Origin of the sequence: Ostreiculturibacter nitratireducens, from assembly GCF_032670585.1 — a bacterium.
Classification (GTDB): Bacteria; Pseudomonadota; Alphaproteobacteria; order Rhodobacterales; family Rhodobacteraceae; genus Ostreiculturibacter; species Ostreiculturibacter nitratireducens.
Map to the genome: position 1 here is coordinate 596,547 of NZ_JAVQHL010000001.1, position 19,268 is coordinate 615,814.

Annotated in this window: 17 protein-coding genes and 1 pseudogene; 5 read left to right on the forward strand and 13 right to left on the reverse strand. The window is 65.5% G+C overall.

The window, feature by feature from the left end:
- Position 1 precedes the first annotated feature (1 nt).
- Genes ABCN56_RS02810 through capB form a run of 5 tightly spaced genes read right to left on the reverse strand, consistent with a single transcriptional unit; the run spans position 2 to position 6,283 of the window.
- Positions 2-916 carry a branched-chain amino acid ABC transporter permease gene (locus ABCN56_RS02810; RefSeq protein WP_343079248.1) on the reverse strand — a complete coding sequence of 305 codons (915 nt, stop codon included), beginning with the start codon at positions 914-916 and terminating at the stop codon, positions 2-4.
- A complete protein-coding gene (locus tag ABCN56_RS02815) occupies positions 916-1,650 on the reverse strand; it encodes an ABC transporter ATP-binding protein (RefSeq protein WP_343079249.1) in 735 nt (244 codons plus the stop codon). Before ABCN56_RS02815 ends, ABCN56_RS02810 begins: the two co-directional genes overlap by 1 nt.
- Positions 1,647-2,399: an ABC transporter ATP-binding protein gene (locus tag ABCN56_RS02820; protein WP_343079250.1), complete on the reverse strand. Its 753-nt coding sequence runs from the start codon at positions 2,397-2,399 to the stop codon at positions 1,647-1,649. Before ABCN56_RS02820 ends, ABCN56_RS02815 begins: the two co-directional genes overlap by 4 nt.
- A complete protein-coding gene (gene capA, locus ABCN56_RS02825) occupies positions 2,399-4,486 on the reverse strand; it encodes a caprolactamase subunit alpha (protein WP_343079251.1) in 2,088 nt (695 codons plus the stop codon). The genes ABCN56_RS02820 and capA overlap by 1 nt, the downstream gene beginning before the upstream one ends.
- 12 nt (positions 4,487-4,498) lie before the next feature.
- A complete protein-coding gene (gene capB / locus ABCN56_RS02830; protein ID WP_343079252.1) occupies positions 4,499-6,283 on the reverse strand; it encodes a caprolactamase subunit beta in 1,785 nt (594 codons plus the stop codon).
- Positions 6,284-6,536: 253 nt separating this feature from the next.
- Here capB and ABCN56_RS02835 point away from each other — a divergent pair, with 253 nt between their 5' ends.
- Entirely contained in the window at positions 6,537-7,499 is a 963-nt protein-coding gene (locus ABCN56_RS02835) for an AraC-like ligand-binding domain-containing protein (RefSeq protein ID WP_343079253.1), read from the forward strand.
- On the opposite strand, the gene ABCN56_RS02840 is transcribed toward ABCN56_RS02835, so the two are convergent.
- Genes ABCN56_RS02840 through ABCN56_RS02865 form a run of 6 tightly spaced genes read right to left on the reverse strand, consistent with a single transcriptional unit; the run spans position 7,496 to position 12,264 of the window.
- The gene (locus ABCN56_RS02840) at positions 7,496-8,053 is read right to left on the reverse strand and encodes a biotin transporter BioY (protein WP_343079254.1); all 558 of its coding nucleotides are present in this window, start codon (positions 8,051-8,053) and stop codon (positions 7,496-7,498) included. The two genes, ABCN56_RS02835 and ABCN56_RS02840, sit on opposite strands and share 4 nt — an antisense overlap.
- 16 nt (positions 8,054-8,069) lie before the next feature.
- Positions 8,070-9,038 carry a 5-oxoprolinase subunit C family protein gene (locus tag ABCN56_RS02845; protein ID WP_343079255.1) on the reverse strand — a complete coding sequence of 323 codons (969 nt, stop codon included), beginning with the start codon at positions 9,036-9,038 and terminating at the stop codon, positions 8,070-8,072.
- Positions 9,028-9,903 carry a 5-oxoprolinase subunit B family protein gene (locus tag ABCN56_RS02850; RefSeq protein ID WP_343079256.1) on the reverse strand — a complete coding sequence of 292 codons (876 nt, stop codon included), beginning with the start codon at positions 9,901-9,903 and terminating at the stop codon, positions 9,028-9,030. The genes ABCN56_RS02845 and ABCN56_RS02850 overlap by 11 nt, the downstream gene beginning before the upstream one ends.
- Before the next feature lie 13 nt (positions 9,904-9,916).
- A complete protein-coding gene (locus tag ABCN56_RS02855) occupies positions 9,917-11,293 on the reverse strand; it encodes an acetyl-CoA carboxylase biotin carboxylase subunit (RefSeq protein WP_425466065.1) in 1,377 nt (458 codons plus the stop codon).
- Positions 11,293-11,526: an acetyl-CoA carboxylase gene (locus ABCN56_RS02860; RefSeq protein ID WP_343079257.1), complete on the reverse strand. Its 234-nt coding sequence runs from the start codon at positions 11,524-11,526 to the stop codon at positions 11,293-11,295. Before ABCN56_RS02860 ends, ABCN56_RS02855 begins: the two co-directional genes overlap by 1 nt.
- A gap of 3 nt (positions 11,527-11,529) precedes the next feature.
- Positions 11,530-12,264 carry a LamB/YcsF family protein gene (locus ABCN56_RS02865; protein WP_343079258.1) on the reverse strand — a complete coding sequence of 245 codons (735 nt, stop codon included), beginning with the start codon at positions 12,262-12,264 and terminating at the stop codon, positions 11,530-11,532.
- A 108-nt stretch (positions 12,265-12,372) separates the two neighbouring features.
- Between ABCN56_RS02865 and ABCN56_RS02870 the strand changes: the two genes are divergently transcribed.
- A complete protein-coding gene (locus ABCN56_RS02870) occupies positions 12,373-13,278 on the forward strand; it encodes a LysR family transcriptional regulator (protein WP_343079259.1) in 906 nt (301 codons plus the stop codon).
- 66 nt (positions 13,279-13,344) lie between these two features.
- On the opposite strand, the pseudogene ABCN56_RS19685 reads toward ABCN56_RS02870, so the two are convergent.
- A pseudogene (locus ABCN56_RS19685) lies at positions 13,345-13,434 on the reverse strand (IS6 family transposase); the annotation flags it as partial.
- A gap of 392 nt (positions 13,435-13,826) precedes the next feature.
- Positions 13,827-14,756: a GlxA family transcriptional regulator gene (locus ABCN56_RS02875; RefSeq protein WP_343079260.1), complete on the reverse strand. Its 930-nt coding sequence runs from the start codon at positions 14,754-14,756 to the stop codon at positions 13,827-13,829.
- 119 nt (positions 14,757-14,875) lie between these two features.
- Between ABCN56_RS02875 and ABCN56_RS02880 the strand changes: the two genes are divergently transcribed.
- The 3 genes from ABCN56_RS02880 (at position 14,876) to ABCN56_RS02890 (ending at position 19,266) form a co-directional block, all read left to right on the forward strand.
- On the forward strand, positions 14,876-16,807 hold the full coding sequence (locus ABCN56_RS02880; protein WP_343079261.1) for an acetoacetate--CoA ligase: 1,932 nt from the start codon (positions 14,876-14,878) through the stop codon (positions 16,805-16,807).
- Positions 16,808-16,829: 22 nt separating this feature from the next.
- On the forward strand, positions 16,830-17,747 hold the full coding sequence (gene bcoG / locus ABCN56_RS02885; RefSeq protein WP_343079262.1) for a 3-dehydrocarnitine:acetyl-CoA trimethylamine transferase BcoG: 918 nt from the start codon (positions 16,830-16,832) through the stop codon (positions 17,745-17,747).
- 94 nt (positions 17,748-17,841) lie between these two features.
- Entirely contained in the window at positions 17,842-19,266 is a 1,425-nt protein-coding gene (locus ABCN56_RS02890) for a carnitine 3-dehydrogenase (RefSeq protein WP_343079263.1), read from the forward strand.
- Positions 19,267-19,268: the final 2 nt, after the last annotated feature.

Here is a 19,268-nt window from a genome sequence, read left to right on the forward strand (position 1 = left end):
CTCAGACCCTCTCTCTCGTACCGCGCGCGGCCAACAGGCCCTGCGGGCGGAAGATGAGGACAAGGATCACCGCGCCGTAGACGAACGCGTCGCGGAAGGGCCGCGCGTCAATCGAAAGCGAGACCTGCATCACGACCGAAGCGGCACCGAGCAGGAAGCCGGCCATGACCGCGCCCGGGAGGCTGCCAAGGCCGCCGATGACGGTCGCAATGAAGGCCATCAGCATGACGTTCGCGCCCATCTGTATGTCGGCCGTCCCGGTTTGGCTGCCAAGGATGAGACCGATCGAGGCGGCAAGGGCACCTGAAAGCGCGAAGGCCCCCATGATGACCCGGTTGGCGCGCACGCCGAGCATCCGCGCCATCGTGAAGTTCTCCGCTGCCGCGCGCATCTCCAGCCCGAAGCGGGTGCGCTTCAGGAAGGAAGTCAGGCCGAAAAGTATCCCTACCGTCACCGCGATGGTGATGACCTGCAGAAGGGGGATGCGCGCGCCGAGGATTTCGACGGGTTGGGAGAGTGCAGGCAGAAGCGAGATCGACTTCGGCCGCGAGGAAAAGAGCATCAGCAGGAAGTAGCGGATGACGAAGCCAAGCGCGAAGGAGGCGATCATCATTGTCGCCGGGCTCGCGTTGCGGAAGCGGCGGAAGACGGTGATCTCGGCCAGAACCGACAGCCCCGCGCCAACGGCGAGCACGAAGGGGACCAGCAGGAACCAGGGCAGGTTCGCGGCAAAAATGACCGCCACGGCGTCGGTGGAGGGCCAGAGCAGCGCGAAGATCGAGAAAGAGATCACATCGCCATGCGCAAAGTTGACCAACCGCATCACTCCGAAGATCAGCGCGATGCCCAGTGCGCCGAGTGCGTAGAGCGAGCCGAGGCTCAGGGCATCGAAAACGATCTGAAGAATGCTGCTCATCAGTGCTCCCCGTAGCCGAAGTAGGCGGCCTGCATGGCCTCGGATTGCCCCATCGCACGGGCGTCGCCGTCCAGCAGCACCTCACCGCCCCGCATCAGGATCATCCGCCCGCCGACGATCATCGCGCGGGTCGAGCTCTGCTCGACGATCAGCAGCGTCAGCTTCCGCTGTGAGCGGAGCGCGATGAGCCGTTCATACACCTGGTCGATGATGTTGGGCGCGAGGCCGAGCGAGGGTTCGTCGATGGCGACGAGGCGCGGGTTCGTCATCAGCGCGCGCCCTATCACCAGCATCTGCTGCTGCCCGCCTGACAGAAGTCCCGCTTGCGCATTTCGGCGTTCTTTCAGAATTGGGAAGGTCGCATAGACCTCCTCGAGCCCGCTGGCCGCACGGGCGCGCCAATTGTGCTCCTTCGCATGCATGCCGATACCGACGAGAAGGTTCTCCTCGATCGTCAACGAGCCGAAAACGTCCCGCCCTTCCGGCACCATCGACAGGCCCAGCCGCGCAATGTCTTCGGGCGCACGGCCAGTGATGTCGTGGTCGGCGAAATCGATCCGACCGCCCGCCGGAGGCGTCACACCGGCGATGGCGCGGAGAAGAGAGGACTTCCCCGCGCCGTTCGGGCCTGTGATGAAGAGAATTTCGCCTTCCGCGAGCGTCAGCGCGAGGTTCCGAACGGCCGTCAGGCGACCGTAGCGGATGGTGACGTCCGAAAGTGACAGAAGGCTCATTCCATCACCTCCAGCACCGGAAGACCGGTCTCGGCGGCAGTGCCCATGTAGGCATGGCGGACCTTTTCCGAAACGCGGATCTCGGCGGGCGACCCGGCCTCGATGACCGCGCCGGAATCCAGCACCACGATATGGTCGCAGAGTTCGAGCACGAGCCCAACGTTGTGCTCGATCAGCAGCACTCCGCAGCCCATTTCTCCCGCGATCCGGCGGATCAGGGCAGAGAGATCGGCGGCCTCGGCCGCGCTCATGCCTGCCGCCGGTTCGTCAAGGAGGACGAACCCCGGCTTGCCCATGAGCGCCCGTCCGATCGCCACGCGGCGCTCATCGGTATAGGGCAGCGTTCCGGCAATCCGCTCCGCAAGCGGGGCGATGCCAACCCAGTCGAGCATCCGCTCGGCCTCGGCGATGGCGGCACGACGGCTTTGCCCGAGGCCTACTCCCGTCACCTCGAGGTTGTCGATCACGGGAAGATCGCGGAACAGCCGACCACCCTGAAAGGTCCGCGCCACACCGCGCCTGCGGATCTCGTGCGGCTTGAGGCCCGACAGGGCGGTGCCGTCCAGCATCACGGCCCCACTGGTCGGGGCCTGAAACCCGGTCAGCACGTTGACAAGGGTGGTTTTGCCTGCGCCGTTCGGGCCGATCAGGCCGATGATCTGGCCGGGAGCGACCTCCAGATCAACCTCGCTCAGCGCCGTGAGCCCGTCGAAAGCAACCGTTACCTTGTCCGCGCTGAGCCGCTGCATCAGCCCCCCTTCCGTCCCTTGGTGATTAGATAGGACCCGCTTTCGTCGAGCACGGCCTGCCAGCCGGGCTCGATCACGATCGTAGTCGTCACCTCTTCGATGATCGCCGGGCCCGCGACTTTCGCCCCCGCGCCCAGGAAGCCACCATCGTAGACCGGCGTCTTCACCCGCTTGCCGTCGATCGAGAACACCGCATCGCGATGCCCCTTCAGCGCCGATGCAATGGGCTTGCCCTTGGAAATCGTCATGCGCTTCGGCTTTTCCACACGGCCGTAGACGGTGCTTTCGATGTTCACCACCTCGACCGTCGAGTGACGCTCCGAGTAGGTGTAGAGCTGCTCGTGTCGCTTGTGGAACGCCTCCTTGATCTTCTCGATCGACTTCGCGTCGACCTTGAAGTTCCCCACCTCGACCGTGCATTCATGGACCTGGCCCACGTAGCGCATGTCGAGGCTTCGACGGATCTCGATGTCCCTCTTGGCGAACCCGTCGGCTTTCAGATGGGCGATGCCTTGGGCCTCGATCTCGTTGAAGAGACTGTCGATCTTCGCAAATGCCTCGTCATTGTCGAGCCGGAGCGGCGCGGTGGCCATGTAGTTGTACTTCACGTCAGAGATGATCTGACCAAAGGCACAGAGCCCCGAAGCGAGCTTGGGCAGGACGATGGTTCCGATGCCCATCTCATCGGCAAGAGCGGTGATATGTGCCGCCGTCGCGCCGCCCGCGCCGACCAGCACGAAGTCCCGCGGGTCATAGCCGCGCTCGACGGTCACGCGGCGAATGCCGTTCACCATGTTGGCGTTGACGATGGTGAACATGCCGTATGCCGCCCGCTCCACCGACAGCCCAAGCGGATCCGCAAGGTGGGTCTTGATCGCCGCCCGGGCGAGCTTCGCGTCAAGCGGCAGCCGGCCGCCGACAAGGCCGTCGGGGTTCAGGTATCCCAGCACGAGGTTCGCGTCGGAAACCGTTGGCTGCGTGCCTCCCTGCCCATAGCAGGCCGGTCCGGGATCTGAGCCTGCCGACTGTGGCCCCATCTGCATCAGTCCCATCTCGTCGATCCAGCCGATGGACCCGCCACCCGCGCCGAGCGTTTCCACCTGGATCATCGGCACGCCGATCCTGTAGCGCAGGAAGTCGATGTTCTTGTTGATGTTCGTGATGCCGCCCTTGGTCAGCGTGATGTCGAACGAGGTGCCACCCATGTCGATGGTGATCACGTCGGTCTTTCCGAAGGGTTCGGAGACATATTGACCAGCGGCGGGGGCGGAGGCCGGGCCAGAGTTGATCGCGTAGACCGATCGGTCGGTCATCGCCTGGCCGATCGCGAGGCCGCCGTTCGACTGGTAGTAGCGCACCGGCTGCTTGGCGCCCAGGGACTGGAAGTAGCCGTCCACCGCGTCCACGTAGCGCTTCATGATCGGGGCGAGGTAGGCGTTGACCACCGCCGTCGAGGTGCGGGTGTATTCGCGCACTTGCGGGTAGAGTTCCGAGCCGAGCGTCAGGATCACGTTCGGCATCATCTCGCGCACGATCTGACCCGCCCGGCGTTCATGGTCGGGATGCAGCACCGACCAGACGAAGCTGATCGCCACCGTCTCGACGCCCTCGGCCAGGAAGAGTTCGCAAGCCTGGCGCACGTCCTCCTCGTTGAGCCCCATGCGGACCGAACCGTCCGACAGCACCCGCTCGCGTACGCCACGGCGAAGGTAGCGCGGCACCAGCATTGTCGCCGGCGGGTACTCCGGGTCATAGCGGTAGCCGTCCTCCTTGTGGCCAAGGCGGATTTCCAGCGAGTCCTCGTGGCCCGCAGTGCAGATGAGCCCGGTCTTGGCGCCCTTGTGCTGGATGAGCGCATTGAGCCCCACCGTCGTGCCGTTGATGCAGAGGTCGCAGTTCGGGATGATCTTGGTGGCCGGGATGCCCATTTCCTCGGTGATGAGGTGCAGGCCGTTCTTGATCGCGAGCGTCGGGTCCTGCGGCGTGGACAGCGCCTTGAAGAGACGCACCTTGCCGGTCTTGTCGGCCAGCACGAAGTCCGTGAAGGTGCCGCCCGCGTCGATGCCCAGTCGGTAATCGGTTCTCATCGCCCGTCCCCCTCAGTGCGCGGCCGCGGCGCGGCGTTCCGCGCGCAGGGCGTTGGTTGCGGCCATGTCGACGGCAAGCGTCGCGGGGTCCTTGATGACGACGCCGTAATCCTCCTTCGCGCCTTCCACGGAGACGAGCCCGTTCTTCACGTCCGAGACGACCTTCTCGACCGCGCGTTCCATCGGGTCGCCGTAGCCGCCGCCTCCGGGGTTCATGTTGGTAATCCGGTCGCCGGGCTTGATCACCTCGATCACGTTCTCGCGGATCGTCTTGGCCTTTCCGCCCTTGACCAGTTCGAGCCGGCCGACCTTCTTGTCGACCATCGTCGAGGCCGCGCCCGCCGCGCCCACGGCCGGAATGCGGCGACCCTCGCCGAAGGTGATGAAGGTCATATCGTCGTTCAGCGGCTCGACCTCCCAGGCGGTTCCCGACCCGCCACGGAACTTCCCTGCGCCGCCTGAATCGGTCATCAGCGAATAGCGGTGGATGATGATCGGGTAGGAGTATTCCAGAAGCTCCACGTCGCCCGAAGTCAGTGCGCCGAAGCAGCATTCCGGCCCGCAGGCGTGCCAGCCGTCCTGCGACGGCGTCGCGCCCGCGCCGGAGATGATGGTGGCGAGCACCATCGTCACGTATTCCTCGTCGTGCCGCTTGTCCCAGCCGGCGATGTTGAGCCCGTTGGCGTGGCCCCAGGAGGCCGAGACCTTCTCGGGCACCGCCTTCTCGAAAGCGAGCCGCACCGCGTCGGTGAGCGTCTCCATCGGCGTCGTGGTGCAGTTCATGTGCGGCGCTGGTTCCTTGGCGTTGCACAAGGTACCCTTCGGCCCCATGTCGACCGTCACGCAGCGGTAGAGCCCCTCGTTGTAGGGTGGCGGGAGCTGGGCGAACATCATCAGCCCGAGATAGACGCCGGAGTAGGAGTTCCCCTCGTAGCTGTTGATGAAATAGGGCACCTGCGGCGGAGAGGAGATCGCGATGTGGCAGGTGTCGTCCTTGATCGTCACCTTGGCCTTGATCTCGAAGTCGCCAAAGCCGTGACCGGCATCCTCGAGGATCGCCGAGCCCTCGTAGGTGCCGTCGGGCACGGAGGCGATCAGCCCGCGCATCTGCTTCTCGGCCATGTTCAGAAGCGTGTCGATGCAGGCGTCGACCTGCTCCTCGCCGTATTTCTCAAGCATCCTGAGCAGTGCGCGCTCGCCCACCTGGCAGGCGCCGATCAGCGCGTTGAAGTCACCCTCCTGGTCGCGGCGGGCGCGCATGTTGGTCAGGATCATGTTCAGGACGTCCTTGCGCACTACGCCCCGGTCCCAGACCTTAACGGGCGGAATGCGCAGGCACTCGGCGTAGATCTCCTTGGCGTTCGGGTTGTAGCCCGCAGGCACCGGCCCGCCGACATCGGTCAGGTGGCCCTTGCAGACGGTCCAGTACTTGAGCTTCCCCTTCCAGAACACCGGCCGGTAGAAGCAGGTGTCGATGGCGTGGCTACCGCCCCAGGCCGGGTCGTTGTGAATGATGAGGTCGCCTTCGTGGATGTCGTCCCCGAAGTATTTGGATACCACCTTCATCGCCGGAATAAGGGAGCCGAGGTGAATGGGGATGTCCTGCCCTTGCAGGATCATCTCGGGGCGCGCGTCGAAAAGCGCGGTCGAATAGTCATGCGCAAGGTTGAACACGCTCGACCGCGCGGTCTTTTCCAGGCTGAGCGTCATCTCGCGCTGGGTGGTTTCCAGAATGCCGCGCACGACCGACAGGGTGATAGGGTCGACCTTCACGGGCTTCTTGGCAGCTTTAGCCATCATCGTGCCTCTCTCTTGAGGCCGCGCAAAAGGCAAGCGGCGGGCAAATCGCCCGGTCGAATCGCTGAGGTTCCCTGTCGCGCGGCGTTCTCTGCACCGTTGCGACACAAAGGCTAGCGCCCCCTGGACGGCACCGTCTTTGCACCGTGCGCACGTGTTCTTGACGCTGAGCGCACAGCGACGCGCCGCGCGTATTCCGCGCTTTACAGCCCACGCCCCAGCGTCCCAGACTGCGAGATGGGAGGTACGGGTGATGAAGACGACGATCACAACTCGGGGTGTGGATACGGCCGCGCGCAGCCGCCACTGGCACGAAACGATCGCCCGCACCTACTTCCCTCTCGACCTCACTTTCCGCCGTCCCGAAGCTTTCGATGGCGAACTGACGAGTTGGCAACTCGGTCAGGTTTCGCTTTCGCGGCTTACCTCCGACGGCCTCTTCTACCGCCGACTGCCTCGCCATCTCTCGGTTCAGGGCCCCGAGGAATTCCTGGTCACGGTGCCCGCCAAGTCCGAGGTCCGGTTCAGCCAGTGCGGGAAGGAGGTGCGCGCCAATCCCGGCGCTTTCTTCCTTGAGCGCAGTCACGAACCCTATGAGTTCAGCCACGCCGAGGCCGCCGATCTCTGGGTAATGAAGGTGTCCGCGGACATGCTCGGCGGACGGGTGCGTTCGCCCGACCGGTTCTGCTCTCTCGAATTCGACGCGACCAACGGTGCGAACGGTCTTTTCGTCGACATGCTGCACCTCGTCCCCGGGCGCTACGACGCGATGAGCGAGCAGACACGCGCGACCGTGGGGCGCCAGCTCGTCGATCTCCTGGCGCTTGCGGTCCAGTCCGACGAACGCGTGCTGACCTCCGGCGCCTCGTCCGTCCGCGCCGCGCACCTTGCCAGAATCGAGGCGTTCGTCCACGGCCACATCGACGACCCTGACCTTGGGCCCGACGACGTTGCGGCCGGTTGCAGGATCTCGGTGCGATACCTCCATGAGCTCCTGCGGGATACCAACCAGACTCTGGGTCAGTGGATCCGTGACCGCCGCCTGCAGGCCGCGCAGGAGGACCTCGCGAACCCGGCCTGCAGCCGCAGCATCGGCGAGATCGCCTATGCCCGCGGCTTTGCCGATCAGGCGCAGTTTTCCCGCGCCTTCCGGGCCCGCTTTGGCCTTACCCCCAAGGAGATGCGAGCGAACCATCGCCGTTCGACCTCATCCTAGTCCCGGAATCGCCGCCGGATCTCGGACACTAGAAGCGCGGCCAGACCAAGCTTGAGTGCCTCACCCGGGAGGAACGGTACCAAGCCTGCGGCCAGCGCCTTCTCCATGCCCGTGAAGCCCGCGAGCCAGAGGACGCCAGCGCTGAAGATCAGCGCTTCGGCCACAAGGAAGATCGCAAGCGTCGGGATCAGCCCACGCGCGAACCCGCGTTCGAAGGCCCAGCCCGCGAAGACGGCAGCAGCGAGGAATCCCAGAAGGTAGCCGCCCGTCGGCCCCGTCATATAGGCAAGACCCGCACCCGAGGCGAAGACGGGCAGTCCGGACGCGCCTTCGATCAGGTAGGCGAGAACCGTCGCTCCCGCCAGCCTCGCCCCGAAAAGCGCGCCGATGGACATGACCGCAAGCGTCTGCAACGTCATCGGAACTGGCCAGAACGGCACTTGCACCTTGGCCGAGAGCGCCAATAGCAGCGACCCGGCCAGAACAATCCCCGCACGCGCGATCAGGCTGTGCGGCACCGATGGAGCCATGCGGTCGATAAGGGCTTTCGCCATGATCCTATCCTTTCTGTCAGATCCCAAGATGGTCGCGCACGCGCTGAAGCGCGGCCTTGCGGTCGGCGCGCGCCTGCAGCGCCTGATCCATATTCACTTCGACGAAACGTGCGGGTGCGTGGGGCTGCAGCTGACCGATCAGGTCCATGTCGGCCGAGATCACGCAGCCCAGCATCATGTAGCCGCCGCCCGACACCGCATCTCGGTGCAGCACGATCGGCTCCGTCCCGCCCGGCACCTGGATCGAGCCGTAGGGATAGCAGGCATCGACGATGTTGGACGGGTTCGAGCCCGCGCCAAAAGGCTGCTCGCGCGGCACGAAGTCGAGCGCGGTGCCGCCCCGGAAGCGATAACCGATCCGGTCCGCCTCGGGCGCGACCTTCCAGGTGTCCGCGAAGAACCGCTTGCCGCTTTCTGCGGTGATGCGGTGCCAGTAAAGCCCCGGCAGCATTCTCAGTTCCGCCGGGTTGCCAGGCATCCGGCGCAGATCGGTCGGCACGGAGCCCCCGCCTTTCCTGCCTTCGCCGACCGGCAGTTCATCGCCGGAAACAAGCGCCCTGCCTTCGTGGCCGCCCAGCGCGCCCAGCGTGTATGTCGACCGCGAGCCGAGTTTCATCGGCACATCGATCCCACCCGAGACGGCGATATAGGCCCGCGCGCCGCCCTTGAGGAACCCGAAGGACAGCCGGTCGCCGGCCTTCACCTCGAAGGCCGCCCAGCCTTCGCGATCCTCGCCGTTCAGCTTTGGCGGCAGGTCGCCCCCGGTCACGGCGACTGTGGCGGAAGCGGTGAACTCCAGTTCCGGTCCCATGAACACGGCTTCCAGCACCGCCGCGTCTTCATCGTTGCCGACGAGCATGTTGGCCACGCGCAGCGCGAAACGGTCCATGCCGCCGGACAGCGGGATGCCGAGGTGGTAGTAGCCCGGCCGGCCGAGGTCCTGCACGGTGGTGGAGAGCCCCGGGGTGATAACCTTAACGGCCATGGAGCACCTCCATCAGCTTGGCGTTGGTTCCGTCGATGTCGCGGTTGAAGTCCGTCAGGCTGAAGGTGCACTCGCGGACGACCGGCTCGAAGGTATTGCGCTCTACCTCTTCAAGGGCGGCGTCGTATTCGTCGCGGGTGATCGGCTTCCACTTGACTATGTCGCCGGGCTTGAAGAAGCACATCTCCTCGGTGAGGTAGCTCACCTTCTGGTTCGGGTCGTAGATCGGCATCGGCGTGATGCCGAACATCTGGTAGCCGCCCGCGCCCCTGACCGAGTAGATGCAGGAAAAGCATCCGCCGTAGCCCACGGTCAGTTTCGGCGTATCCGTCCGCGGCCGCAGATACTTCGGCACCTCGATCTGCCGCTTGCGCTCCACCATCTGGTAAAGGAACGGCAGGCCCGCGACGAAGCCCACCATCGAGACGAACCAGGGGCTGCCGGAATGGGCGGCGATGAAGTCGTCCACCGTCTTGAAGCCGTTGATCTCGGCCGCGTATTCGATGTCGGTCGAGTTCGGGTCCTGATGCCGTTCGCGGAAACGCATCAGCGTCTCGTGCGTCCAGGGATCCTGATAGTAGACCGGGATTTCCATGATCCGGGTCTTCAGCGTCGCGTCGGATTTGGAGGCCGCGCTCTCCATCGACTGAAGTTCGTTCAGCAGATCGTTCGGCTTGATCACGTCGGGATCGAACTTGATCTGGAAACTGGCGTTCGCCGGGCAGATCTCGGTCACGCCGCTGATACCTGCCTCGCGCACTGCATTTGTCATCGAGAGGCTCGTGAAGAACGCCTCCAGCGACATGGCCTCTGAGACTTCGGCGAAGATGTGCTCATCGCCGCCAAAGCTGAAACGGATAGACATGGCCCCTCCTTCCTTACGATTGCGGCTCGGACGCAAGCGCGCCCGCATTCTGGTCGAGCCAGCCTTCCAGCCAGCGCGTATGGACTCGTCCCTCCTGCACCTCGGCGTCCTTCGCCAGTTCGAGGAACAAGGGTTTCGTGGTCTTCATCCCCCCGATCTCCAGTTCCGAGAGGGCGCGTGAAAGCCGCGTGATTGCGTCACGACGCGTCTCGGCGTGGACGATGAGCTTGGCGAGGAGCGAGTCATAGAAGGGCGGCACCTGATAGCCGGGGTAGAGCATGGAATCGAACCGCACGCCGGGCCCGCCCGGCAGGCGCAGCGCTCCGACGGTTCCCGGGAATGGTGCGAAATCCCGCGCCGGGTCTTCGGCGTTCAGCCTGACCTCGATCGCGTGGCCCTTCGAGCGGATGTCCTGCTGACTCAGCCTCAGCCTTTCGCCCCCTGCGATCCTCAGGCTCTCCGCCACGAGGTCGATGCCAGTGATCATTTCGGTCACCGGATGCTCGACCTGGATGCGCGTGTTCATCTCGATGAAGTAGAACCGGTCGTCGGCGTCGTCGTAGAGGTATTCGACGGTGCCGGCGCCAGAATAACCGACCTCTCGCGCGAGCCGCACGGCGCTGTGGCAAAGCTCGTCCCGCATCCGCGACGAGAGCGCGGTGGAGGGCGCCTCCTCCCAGACCTTCTGGCGCCGGCGCTGGAGCGAACATTCGCGTTCAAAGCAGTGGATTGCGTCCGTCCCGTCGCCAAGCACCTGCACCTCGATATGGCGCGCGCGCTCGATCACCTTTTCCATGTAGAGCCCGCCGTCGCCGAAGGCGGCCAGAGCCTCGGCCTCGGCCTGCGGGAAGGACTTCTCGAACTCCGCGAGATCCCTCGCGATGCGGATGCCCCTGCCCCCGCCGCCAGCGGCAGCCTTGATCATCACCGGAAAGCCGGTTTCGATCAGGATGTGGCGTCCTTCCTCGATCCCGGCCACGCGGCCGTCCGAGCCCGGAACGACCGGCACACCCGCAGCCGAGGCCGCAGACCGCGCGGCGACCTTGTCGCCCATGAGCCGGATCGCATCGCCGGACGGGCCCACGAAGACAAGGCCCGCTGCCGTGACCGCATCGGCGAAACTCGCGTTCTCCGCGAGGAACCCGTAGCCCGGGTGGACACTGTCCGCCCCCGTGGCTTCGGCCGCCTTCAGGATCGCCTCGGCGTTCAGATAGCTCTTCCTCGCGGCCGGCGGGCCGATGTTCACAGCCTCGTCGGCGATCTGGACATGCAGCGCCGTTGCGTCCGCGTCCGAATGGACCGCAACCGTCGCAATCCCGAGATCGCGCGCGGCGCGGATGATCCGCACCGCGATCTCTCCCCGGTTGGCGACGAGGAGCTTGTTGAGCATCAGTCGAGCTCCGCCAGAACCGCGCCAGCCATGACCGGCTCTTCGTTGTCGGTCATGAAGCGGACATTGGTGCCCGCGACCTCGGCCATGACCTCGTGAAAGCTCTTCATCACTTCGATGAGCCCGATCACGTCGCCCACTGCAACCGCGTCTCCATCGGCCTTGTATGGCGGCTTGTCTGGCGAAGGCGCGCGGTAGAAGGTGCCGGGAAGCGGCGAGAGGATCTGGGCCATGGGTTACTCCTTTCGGTCGGAATACGGGGCGATCGCCTTCCGCACCGCTCGGGCGATGTCGAGCGCGTTCGGCGTATCGGAATGGATGCAGATGGAGTCGCAGCGCGTGGGGAAGTGCGACCCGTCCGTTGCCGTGCCCTCACCCTTCTCGATCGCCCGAAGGCAGCGCGCCGCCATCTCGGCCGGGTCCTTGGCGTCGTGTTCGCGGGTGACGATCAGCGAACCGTCGGGCCGGTAGTCGAGGTCGCCATAATACTCGGCGACCAGCCGGTGTCCGCGCGCTGGATAGATCTTCTCGTGCAGCGTACCCGTCATGCCCAGAAGTGGCACGCCATAGATGTCTGCCGCGTCGCAGACCGCGTGGGCGATTTCTTCCTGCCGGGCGGCCATGCCGAAGAGGCTGCCGTGCGGCTTTATGTGATTGAGCTCCATACCCTCGGCCTTGAGGAACCCGCAGAGTGCGCCGATCTGGTAGATGAGGCAGTTTGCCATCTCCTCGCGGCCCATCTTCATCTCGCGCCGTCCGAAGCCCTGAAGGTCGGGGAGCGAGGGATGAGCGCCGACCTTGACGCCATGCTCCTTTGCCAGCCGCACCGTCGCTCGCATGTGGTTGAAGTCGGACGCGTGGAAGCCGCAAGCGACGTTCGCGATGTCAATGAAGGGCATCATCCCTGCGTCATCGCCCATGCGGTAGAGCCCGAAGCTTTCACCCATGTCACAGTTGATGGTTACTCCCATCTCCACCCCCTCAAGATGACACTTCGAAAGGATGTTGCGGCGAGTTCACCGTATTGTAAAATTCGAAAAACTGCTGAATGATATAAAGAAAGTCGATACGGATATTTGATGTCGCTGACCTTCAAGCAGGTCCGGTATTTCATCGCGGCAGCCGAGACCGGGCAGATCAGTCATGCCGCAATGGAGATGAACATCTCCCAGTCAGCGGTAACGGCCGCGATACAACAGCTTGAAACGCAACTCGGCGTCATGCTTCTGGAACGCACGCCCTCAGGCGTGCGCCCCACAATCGAGGGCGCGCGCTTTCTCAACCATGCGCGGAACATCGCGGCGGCCGTCGAGGACGCCGTGCGCAGCCCACTCGGCGAGGGGCGCACGGTCTCAGGATCGCTCCGCGTCGCGGCGACCTACACCGTCTCTGGCTATTTCATGTCACGCCACTACACGCGTTTCCGCCGGGCATATCCGGATATCGACATTGAGATGGTCGAGCTTCAGCGCGGCGATATCGAGAAGGGGATCATCGATGGCTGGGTCGATATGGCCGTCATGCTGGTCTCCAACCTCGAGAACCAGGCCGAGATTGACCATGAAACACTCTTCCGCTCGCGGCGGCGTCTCTGGCTGCCCGCCGATCACAGGCTGCTTTCGGCTGATCATGTCACTTTGAAGGAGGTTGCGGCAGAACCTTACGTCATGCTGACGGTCGACGAAGCGCGCGTGACCGCCAATCGCTACTGGCAGAAGGCCAATCTGTCGCCGAACGTAATCTTCGCGACAAGTTCGGTCGAGGCCGTGCGCTCGCTCGTCGCGGCCGGGATGGGGGTCACGATCCTTTCAGACATGGTCTACCGGCCCTGGTCGCTCGAAAGTCAGCGCATCGAACTCCGCACCCTCGACCAGGAGATCCCGAGCATGGACGTGGGCCTGGCGTGGGCACGAAGCCGTCCGCAGTCGCAGGCGGCGGGGATATTCCGCGCCTTCATGTCCGTGGCTCTGGGCGGCGGCGGATAACTGACACGGCTGAAGACCGGCCTGCCCTCAATCCGCCATTTCCTTGCCATGGCGGCGATCACCGGCCCGAAGCATGAGCGGAAACCGGACGCAGAGCATTACCGTCAGGCGGATGACCTCCGGGCTGGTTTTGAAATGCTTGAATGGGCTGCGTTTTGGCCATGCGCGGACGCTGCCCGACCAATGCGTGAGTGGACAGTCTCATGCCAGCCTATCGCAACGATGACCTTCCTGGCAGCGCCATGCGAGCGAAGCCGGTCGGTCACACGCACCTCGTCGAGATGCCGACGCCATCGGCTCGACCGCATGCCCTCGACCCTCGGGCATCTGTCGTAGCGGGCGGCCCTTTGCATCCGTGACCGCATGCAGCCTGGTGTTCCGCCCGCCTTTCGTGCCCCCGTAAGTTCGGGAGCGTGAATCACGCGGGCACGTCAGTCTCAAGCAGGTCAACGCGCCCTGCCCCCAACCACTCCCGCGACAAGGCTTTATCCTCCGGCGCCTCGGGGCCCACGCAGTTCTCTCCGTTGGCCAGGGCTCGCGCTACCGTTTCATTTACGCGTTTTTCCAATACTGTAGCCGAAGTGCCGCGTGAACGCCTTGCCAAGGGCCGCCGCGTCGGAAAAGCCGCAGCGCAGGGCGATTTCCCGTTGGCCGAGATCGGTGTTCGCCGCGAGATCGCGGGCGCGCGAGAGGCGCAGGAACTGGTAGTAGCGGCCGGGCGGCATTCCCAGTTCCGCAAGGAACAGCCGGTTCAGCGTGCGCGGCGTCAGGTTGGCCTTCGCGGCCAGCGCTTCAAGGGACACCGGCGTCTCGATCGTCTCGATCATGTGGTTCAGCACGCGCCGCAGCGGCTCTGAACCCTTGCCTGACAACCGGCTCGGCCCGCGCCCCCCGCTGCTTTGCCGTTCGGCATCGTGAACGAACATGGTAGATACGTCGAAGGCCTGCGCCGGGCCAAAGCGCTCGGCGACGAAGGCCAGCATGAGGTCGAGCGCGGTCGACGCCCCGCCGCAGGTCCAGACCCGGCCTTCCTTGACGTAGCGTGCGTAGGACAATTGTGTGTCGGGGAATGCCTCCGCGAAGTCGGACAGGACCTGCCAATGCAGCGTCGCCGTCCGCCCCGACAGCAAGCCCGCCTCGGCCAGAAGCCAGGCCGCCGTATCCGCGCCCAGAACGCGATCCGCCTGCCGGCTGAGCCGCAAGAGCACCGAGGACGCGGCTTTCGTGGCGTGCTCCCGGAACCCGTAGCCGGAGACGACGATCAGTAGGTCCGAGCGTGAAACTCCCGCGATGGGACGATCCGGTGCGATGCTAAGCCCGCTGGAACTGATGGCGGGCCGGTCGCCCGGCGTGATGACCGACCAGACGATGCCGCCGCGAACCTGGTCGCGCACGGCGCGCAAGGGCTCCAGGAGGCACGCAAGCACCATGTTCGAGAAACCGTCGAACAGAAGGATCGTGACGTTCAGCGGGCTCATTTGGCATTATTGGATAATTCTTTGTCATTATTGGACAGACCAAGCGGTAGAAGCAAGCCTAATGTCCAGCCCATGCAACGACGTCGGAATCGCCGTCCGATCATCGAAGAGGCGCTGTAGTGGGCAGATTTCTGTGGAGAGCGGGACCGGAACGGGCGGCCGAGGCGTCGATCACACGCTTCACCCGGCTGGCGGCCGCAGCAGCGGCGGGACGGGACTTTCGGACCTATCCCGACCTGCATCGCTGGTCGGTCGAGCGCCCGGAGGAGTTCTGGCCGCTCGCGTGGGACTTCTGCGGGCTCGTCGGAGAGCCGGGCGACACCGCCGTCCAGCGCGCAGAGGACCCGCTCGGCTGGCGCTTCTTTCCCGGGGCACGGCTGAATGTCGTCGACACGCTCTTGAAGAACGCAGATGGCCGACCGGCACTCGTCTCCATCTGTGAGAATGGCGCGCGCGTAGTCCTGAGCCGAGCCGAGCTGAAGGCCGAGGCCGCGCGGCTCGCCGCCGCGCTCCGCGCCGCGGGCGTCGGGCGCGGCGATCATGTGGCGGGCTTCCTGCCAAACGCGGCGCAGTCGGTCATCTGCATGCTGGCGACAGCGTGGCTCGGAGCCGTCTGGTCCTCCTGTTCGCCCGAATTCGGCGCCGATGTCGTCGTCGACCGCTTCGGCCAGATCGCGCCGAAGGTGCTCTTCGGCGTCGCCGGCTACCGCTACGGCGGCAAAGACTACGACGTGGCGCCGGTTCTGGCAGAGATCGCCCGGCGCATCCCCTCGCTCGCCCATGTGGTCACAGTCGACCGCGCCGAGGCGCCGGAGGGCATGGTGGCCTACGCGACCTTCCTCAGCGCCGGTGCCGCGCCCGGCGCGCCCGAGCCGCTCGGCTTCGCCGACCCGCTCTACGTCCTCTTTTCCTCCGGCACGACCGGCAAGCCGAAATGCATCGAGCATGCAGGAGGCGGCGCGCTCTTGCGGCAGATGGTGGAACACCAGCTCCACGCCGACCTCCGCCCCGGTGACGTGATGTTCTACTACAGCACGACAAGCTGGATGATGTGGAACTGGCTCGTCGCCGGCCTCGCCTCCGAGGCAACGATCGTGCTTTTCGACGGCAATCCGATGCATCCCGGCCAGGGCCGGCTCTTCGACCTGGCCGAGGCCGAGAAGGTCACCCATTTCGGCGTCTCGGCCAAGTATGTCGACGCGACCGCCAAGGCCGGGCTGAAGCCTGCCGCGACCCACGACCTCTCCGCACTGCGCGTCGTCTGGTCGACCGGCTCACCCCTGTCGGCGGCCGGTTGCGAGCATGTCTATGCCGACTGGAAGGCGGACGTGCAGCTTTCCTCGATCTGCGGCGGCACCGACATCCTTGGCGCCTTCATCGGCGGGGCGCCAACCCTGCCGGTCCATGCCGGCGAGATCCCCGGACCGACGCTCGGCCTTGACGCGGCGGTCGTGGACGAGGCGGGACAGCAGGTCATCGACGCACCCGGAGAACTCGTCTGCCGCCAGCCGCATCCCTCGATGCCGACCCGGTTCCTGAACGATCCCGGCAAGGCGCGCTACCGCGCCTCCTATTTCGACAAGTTCCCGGCCTTCTGGCGCCAGGGCGATTTCGCCATCCGCCGCGCAACCGGCGGGTTCGAGGTGCTCGGCCGCTCCGACACCACGCTCAATCCCGGCGGCGTCCGGATCGGCACGGCCGAGATCTACCGCCAGACCGATGCGATCCCCGGAGTCGCCGATGCGGTCGTGGTCGGCCAGAGCCACGACAACGACGTCCGCGTCGTCCTCTTCGTTGTACCGGCCGAGGGCGCGCAGCTCGACGATGCGCTTCGGGCCGAGATCAAGGCGCGGATCCGTCAGCACGCCTCGCCGCGCCACGTTCCGGCGCTGATCCTCGACGTGCCGGAGATCCCACGCACCCGATCCGGCAAGATCGCCGAGCTCGCGGTGCGCGATGCCGTCAACGACCAGCCGGTGCGCGACCTCGGCGGACTGGCCAACCCTCAATCCCTCGATGCCTTCAGGAACCGGCCGGAACTGGCCGCCTGACCAAGAAAGAACGGAGATACCGATGCCTCTCACCATGAACCGCGAAGTCTTCATCACCTGCGCCGTCACGGGGTCTGGCGGCACCCAGGATCGCAGTCCGCATGTGCCGCGCTCGCCCGAAGAGATCGCGAAGTCCGCGATCGACGCTGCGAAGGCGGGCGCCGCGATTGTCCATTGCCATGTCCGTGACCCCGAGACCGGCAAGCCCTCGCGCGATCTCAAATACTACCGCGAGGTGACCGAGCGGATCCGCGACGCCGAGGTCGACGTGGTCCTCAACCTCACCGCCGGCATGGGCGGCGACATCGTCTTCGGCGGCGTCGAGAGCCCGTTCCCGGTCAACGCCGCGGCGACCGACATGGTCGGCGCCACCGAGCGCGTCGCCCATGTCGCCGACTGCCTGCCCGAGATCTGCACCCTCGACTGCGGCACGATGAACTTCGCCGAGGCCGATTACGTGATGACCAACACGCCGGGCATGCTGCGTGCTATGGGCAAGATGATGACCGATCTCGGCGTCTGCCCCGAGATCGAGGCATTCGATACCGGCCATCTGTGGTTCGCCAAGGAACTGGTGAAGGAGGGCGTGCTGAACGGTCCGGCACTGGTCCAGCTCTGCATGGGCGTGCCCTGGGGCGCGCCGAACGACCTCAACACCTTCATGGCGATGGTCAACAACGTGCCGTCGGACTGGAACTGGTCGGCCTTCTCGCTCGGCCGCGACCAGATGCCCTATGTGGCCGCGACCGTGCTGGCCGGCGGCAACGTGCGCGTCGGGCTGGAGGACAACCTCTGGCTCGGCAAGGGCCAGCTCGCGACCAACGCGCAGCTCGTCGAGCGCGCGGTGACGATCATCGAGAACCTGGGCGCGCGGGTGATCGGGCCTGATGAGGTGCGCAAGAAGCTAGGGCTGACGAAGCGGGCGCCGAACGCGCGCTGAGGCGATGTCGGTACGGCGTCGGCACGCGAAGCCGACGCCTGCGGTACGGAAAACAGACGCCCCTTGACGGGCTGAATTCGGAAAGGACGGGCGCATGGCGCGCAAGGCAACCATCATCGGCGGGGGCGTGATCGGCGGCGGCTGGGCCGCCCGCTTCCTCCTCAACGGCTGGGACGTTTCGGTCTTCGACCCCGACCCCGAGGCCGAACGCAAGATCGGCGAGGTGATCTCGAACGCGCGGCGTTCGCTGCCCGCACTCTATGACAAGGCGCTGCCCGCCGAGGGGCGGCTCAGCTTCCATACCGAGATGGCCGAAGCTGTGGCCGGCGCCGACTGGATTCAGGAAAGCGTGCCCGAGCGGCTCGACCTCAAGCACAAGGTGCTCGGCGCGCTCTGCGCCGCCGCGCCGGCCTCGGCGGTGATCGGATCCTCGACCTCCGGCTTCAAGCCGTCGGAACTGAACGAGAAGGGAGCGCGCGCCGTCGTCGCGCATCCGTTCAACCCGGTCTATCTCCTGCCGCTGGTGGAACTCGTGGGCGATGCCACGGAAACCGGGCGCGCGGCGGAGATCCTGCGGTCGATCGGGATGTTCCCGCTGATGGTCCGCAAGGAGATCGACGCGCATATCGCCGACCGTTTGCTCGAAGCCGTCTGGCGCGAGTCGCTCTGGCTCGTGAAGGACGGCGTCGCGACGACCGGCGAGATCGACGAGGCGATCCGGATGGGATTCGGCCTCAGATGGGCGCAGATGGGACTTTTCGAGACCTACCGCATCGCCGGCGGCGAGGCTGGCATGAAGCATTTCATGGCGCAGTTCGGCCCCTGCCTGAGCTGGCCCTGGACCAAGCTCATGGATGTGCCGGAGTTCAACGACGAACTCGTCGACCTGATCGCCGGCCAGTCAGACGCGCAGTCCGGGCACCTGTCGATCCGCGAGCTTGAACGGCTCCGCGACGACAACCTCGTCGGCATGATGCGGGCGCTGCGAAAGTCGGGGAGCGGCGCGGGCGGCGTCCTCAAGGCGCATGAGGCGACGTTTGCGGACCCGGTGGCTACCGAACTTCCGGTGACGGGCGAGCGGCAGGTCCCGACGAGCTGGACCGACTACAACGGCCACATGAACGAAGCCCACTACCTCGAAGCCGGGGCGCAGGCCACCGACCGGTTCATGGAGATGATAGGGGCCGACGCCGCCTATGTCGCGGCGGGGCGCAGCTACTTCACGGTCGAGAGCCATGTCCGTTTCATCGACGAGGTGAAGGCGGGCGAGCGGCTTCGCGTCACGACACAGGTCCTGGGCGGAGAGGGCAAGAAGATGCACCTGTTCCACCGCCTTGAGCGCGGCGACGGCACGCTTGGCGCGACGGTCGAGACGCTGCTCCTGCACATGGACCTGACCGCACGGCGCAGCAGCGAACCCGCGCCCGAGGTCGCCGCGAAGCTCGCCGATTTCACCGCCGCCCATGCCGCGCTGCCGTTGCCGGACGGTGCGGGGCGGCATGTCGGGCAACGGGCGTGATC